At 38.9% G+C, this 3,558-nt stretch carries 8 protein-coding genes; all 8 read right to left on the bottom strand.

Translation table 11 applies throughout. The annotated features are described in order from the left end of the window. Window positions 1–107: 107 nt before the first annotated feature. Window positions 108–359 (bottom strand): YlcI/YnfO family protein, encoded by a 252-nt coding sequence (locus GAP13_RS12850; protein ID WP_158908690.1) that lies wholly within the window; start codon window positions 357–359, stop codon window positions 108–110. Window positions 360–575: 216 nt separating this feature from the next. Continuing rightward, entirely contained in the window at window positions 576–977 is a 402-nt protein-coding gene (locus GAP13_RS12845) for a GNAT family N-acetyltransferase (protein ID WP_158908689.1), read from the bottom strand. Window positions 978–1,005: 28 nt separating this feature from the next. Continuing rightward, window positions 1,006–1,278, bottom strand: coding sequence for a type II toxin-antitoxin system RelE family toxin (locus GAP13_RS12840; protein ID WP_158908688.1), 273 nt, complete (start codon window positions 1,276–1,278; stop codon window positions 1,006–1,008). Then, window positions 1,271–1,504, bottom strand: a complete 234-nt coding sequence (locus GAP13_RS12835) for a CopG family transcriptional regulator (RefSeq protein WP_158908687.1) — start codon at window positions 1,502–1,504, stop codon at window positions 1,271–1,273. The genes GAP13_RS12840 and GAP13_RS12835 overlap by 8 nt, the downstream gene beginning before the upstream one ends. Before the next feature lie 217 nt (window positions 1,505–1,721). Further along, window positions 1,722–1,979: a toxin-antitoxin system HicB family antitoxin gene (locus tag GAP13_RS12830; RefSeq protein ID WP_158908686.1), complete on the bottom strand. Its 258-nt coding sequence runs from the start codon at window positions 1,977–1,979 to the stop codon at window positions 1,722–1,724. Beyond that, entirely contained in the window at window positions 1,966–2,409 is a 444-nt protein-coding gene (locus GAP13_RS12825) for a putative toxin-antitoxin system toxin component, PIN family (protein WP_158908685.1), read from the bottom strand. The genes GAP13_RS12830 and GAP13_RS12825 overlap by 14 nt, the downstream gene beginning before the upstream one ends. Window positions 2,410–2,600: 191 nt before the next feature. Beyond that, window positions 2,601–2,936: a type II toxin-antitoxin system RelE/ParE family toxin gene (locus GAP13_RS12820; protein WP_158908684.1), complete on the bottom strand. Its 336-nt coding sequence runs from the start codon at window positions 2,934–2,936 to the stop codon at window positions 2,601–2,603. Further along, on the bottom strand, window positions 2,933–3,211 hold the full coding sequence (locus GAP13_RS12815; RefSeq protein ID WP_158908683.1) for a type II toxin-antitoxin system Phd/YefM family antitoxin: 279 nt from the start codon (window positions 3,209–3,211) through the stop codon (window positions 2,933–2,935). Before GAP13_RS12815 ends, GAP13_RS12820 begins: the two co-directional genes overlap by 4 nt. Between the last annotated feature and the right edge of the window lie 347 nt (window positions 3,212–3,558).

The raw sequence follows: 3,558 nt of genomic DNA, 5'->3' as shown, positions 1-3,558 counted from the left end.
TTACAGCCGTCGTTGTTATGAATCTATATTTTGCATTCTTTATAAAATCTTTTACTTTATTATGATATGTATCATCCTTATCAAACAAAGCAATTAATGGACCTGTATCAATGAGAATTGAGTTTAGCATTTATCTTATCCTTGAGTTTATCTTTATAAGTGACAGATAAAGTACCATCTCCACTCCCATATTTTCCAAAATACTCTTCACCAAGCTCATATGAGTCTTTCTCCGACTCCTCTTGAATGAATAACTTTTCTAACGCTTCCCTAATAAGGTCTGTCTTTGATTTATGTTTTTTTCGGGCAAGAATTTCCAAGCGTTGCTCAATCTCTATCGGAAGACGAACTGTAGTCATATTGATCTCCTTGTATTACGTAATGTAATACAAGATCAAACAAATGTCAACATTTTCGCTCGCACGTTAGCGTGAGTCCGCCTAACATTCGCGTGAGCCGCGAGGCGGAAGCCCTGGTGCGCGGTTTGCACAGCTGCAGTGTTTTGCTGCTTTGTTTTTCCGCAAACCGCGTGACAGCCGCCAAGTCGGCTCAAAGCGCGTGTTAGCCAGTGCAACTTATTTCTCATCCATATATCTTCTTAATATCATTCCGTGTGATGCTACCATACCAAACTGCTCGTAGAATGCTTGCATCTCTGTATCACAGGTAAGATCTATACACACGATTCCTTTTGTCTTTTCTATCATTAATTCCATAAGTCGTTTCCCTATCCCTTGTTTTTGATACGCAGGTATGACTTCAAGATAGGGAATAAACGCCCAATGAATTTTGTCAGAGAGTGCCGTAATAATGCCCACAATCCTTGTATGCTCTGTATCCATCGCAAGAATTCTATAGGTGCTATGTTTTAGTATGCTTCGTAATTGTAAGGGAGTAAGTGGCTGTTGCCACCCTTCACAAAAACCATCCAGTGAGTAATGCGATACTCCTCGAAGAGACTCGGTATAGGTAATCATTTTTTCTTTTCTTCCCCAATTAGTGCTTTTACTTATAGGCATCTTTGCGGTTCTCTATATCAAGGATAAAGATGATCACGGTTTCTTCTGAAATGGTATAGAAAAGCCTATAGTCCCCAATTCTGAATCGATATATTTCTTTATACTCACCTTTGAGCTTTTTTATATTCGGACCGAAGTAGGGATTCTCTCGTAAGAGAGGATATATGTAGTGTTGTATTTTCTTATAAAGGAATTTATATTGGGAAGACTGAATCTTCTTCTCGAATGTTTCAGTCTCGGCTATTTTGAAATTAGCCAATTACTTTGTACCTTCCGGCGGAGATATCAGCCAACCCTTTTTTGATATCGTTTTCGAAGGCGAGGATTTCTTTCATTTCGCTATCATCGACAACAGTTTCATTCACCGTATAATTGAGTGCCGCGAACTCAAGATAGTTGGAGATAGTTCGTTTTTGACCTTCTGCGGCTTTTTTGAAAATATCATAGGTGGTGTCTTCAACCCTCACGGTTATCGTCTTTGCCATAGGAAACCTCTTGCTTCAATAATATTCAATATGCTTCAAAGTGTCAATAAAGTGCAGGCAAATAATCCAAACGACACCTGGCTAACATTCGCGTGAGCCGCGAGGCGGAAGCCCTGGTGCGCGGTTTGCACAGCTGCAGTGTTTTGCTGCTTTGTTTTTCCGCAAACCGGGTGACAGCCGCCGAGTCGGCTCAAAGCGGTTGTTAGAACGATTAGAATTATAATGTATCCCACTGATCAACATTTCTGGGTTTTACTTTTGAGAAAACGTCATCAAACCCTTTTATTATTTCTTCTTTCTTTTTCCCCTTCAAATACTTTTTGAAATACTGAGAATTTTCCAATTCTGAAAGCTCTTTTGTAAAGGCATACAATGCGAACTGATTCATGGATACACCTTGCAATGTTGCCATGTTTTCAATGCGCTCTTTCAATTCTTCAGGAACGCGAAGCGTAATAGTATTAGTCTTTTTCATAGGTATTCCTCCATATCTTCATAAATTCTGCTGGAGTGGCAATAGTAATTTCATTGAATCTCAAATCAGCATCATATTTAAAATCATTTACATTCTTTGTGATTACATAGTGAGCGCCACTGGCAAAGGCGAGCTCAATAAAAATATTGTCGTTCTCATCTCTTAAATTCGGTCGCAGCAAGAATCTTATGTCAGTCTTGACTCCTATTAAAGCAATAAAATCAATGATTTTCTGCACATCATTGGTTGACAATTCAAATAGATCGAGCGAAGATTGCCGCAATAATACTTCACGATACTCTTCAAAAACAGGAATAGAGATTGGAAGCTGTAAAGCTCCTTCCCGAATAAGTTTCAAGATAGCGTGTGAAGCACCAGTGGAACTATAAAGCGCCTGGAAGAGAACGGATGTATCCAAGACAACTTTCATAACAATATGATAGCATATATGCTATCAAAATACAATCACTTCTATCAAATACCTTCGAGCTCAAATTCGTTCTAACATTTGCTTAACCAGCGAGCCTGAAATTGGCGCAAAACTTGCCAGGCGAAAGCCTGAGCGCAAGTTTTGTGACAACAGGCGAGTCTGGCTAAAGCGTTTGTTAGGTGCTTACAACATTATGAATAAAATCTCATGAGTTTTTGCATTAATAATTCTTCAAGATTTCTTCTACTATCAAGAATCGCGTGGATAACTACCATAGAATCTTGAATTACATAGATGATTCTATAGTTTCCTTCAATTAGTTCTCGATATTCTAAAATGTTTTGCTGTGCGAGTTCAGGAACTATTCTTCCACGTGCGGGTAATTCCCTCAATTCTTGGACTCGTGTTTCTAAGGTATCGAGGAGTTTTAGCGCATATTGTGAATTCTTCTCTGCATAGTATTTTATAATTTCTGAAAGATCGTCTTCCGCATACCGAGAAAACACAATCGTGTACTTCGCGCTCATTTCGACAAGCTCGTTCTGAGGTTGGAGAAGACAGCATCAGATTCTTTATAATTGCCAGCCGCGATATCCTTTTCTGAGAGTTTGATAATTTTTAAGAGGCTAAAGGCATCTCGCATTTCCTGGTAGGAGTCAATATCGACGAGGACCGCTTTTGCCTCACCATTTTGGGTAATGATGATGGAGCTTTTATTGTCGTTGATGAACTTCATCATATCCGCGGCATTGGTTTTAATGTAGGAGATGGGTTTTATAGTATCTTTCAGATTGACATTCATAACATCCTCCAGTCTTAATATAATACCATATAAGGACTGAAGTGTCAAATAATGTTATAAAGATGGAACACTAAAGATGAGTATATCATTCATCATGAAAATGATTACACTATCGATTGGATTCGATGCAAAACCATACAAGCTAAAAAATATCATCACCTTTAATTTTAAATGCGCCAAAGGCGCCCACCTAACGTGCGCTTAACCAGCGAGCTGGAAATTGGCGCGGTTTGTGCCGGAACGAAGTGATCAAGCACAAACCGTGACAAAAGGCGAGTCTGGTTAAAGCGGTTGTTCGGTTATTCTTTTTCAATGCTCTTTATTATATTTATAAATTCTTCTGGACT

It is taken from the genome of Rectinema subterraneum, from assembly GCA_009768935.1.
In the GTDB taxonomy this organism is placed as follows: domain Bacteria; phylum Spirochaetota; class Spirochaetia; order Treponematales; family Rectinemataceae; genus Rectinema; species Rectinema subterraneum.
The sequence above is the reverse complement of the archived record's forward strand: the minus strand, read 5'-3'. Positions and strand labels throughout refer to the sequence as shown.

Excerpts from the sequence above, each read along its gene's own strand:
- GAP13_RS12850 (WP_158908690.1), bottom strand. The coding sequence starts at position 359 with ATGACTACAGTTCGTCTTCCGATAGAGATTGAGCAACGCTTGGAAATT.
- GAP13_RS12845 (WP_158908689.1), bottom strand. The coding sequence starts at position 977 with ATGATTACCTATACCGAGTCTCTTCGAGGAGTATCGCATTACTCACTG.
- GAP13_RS12825 (WP_158908685.1), bottom strand. The coding sequence starts at position 2,409 with ATGAAAGTTGTCTTGGATACATCCGTTCTCTTCCAGGCGCTTTATAGT.
- GAP13_RS12820 (WP_158908684.1), bottom strand. The coding sequence starts at position 2,936 with ATGAGCGCGAAGTACACGATTGTGTTTTCTCGGTATGCGGAAGACGAT.
- GAP13_RS12815 (WP_158908683.1), bottom strand. The coding sequence starts at position 3,211 with ATGAATGTCAATCTGAAAGATACTATAAAACCCATCTCCTACATTAAA.
- GAP13_RS12830 (WP_158908686.1), bottom strand. The coding sequence starts at position 1,979 with ATGAAAAAGACTAATACTATTACGCTTCGCGTTCCTGAAGAATTGAAA.
- GAP13_RS12835 (WP_158908687.1), bottom strand. The coding sequence starts at position 1,504 with ATGGCAAAGACGATAACCGTGAGGGTTGAAGACACCACCTATGATATT.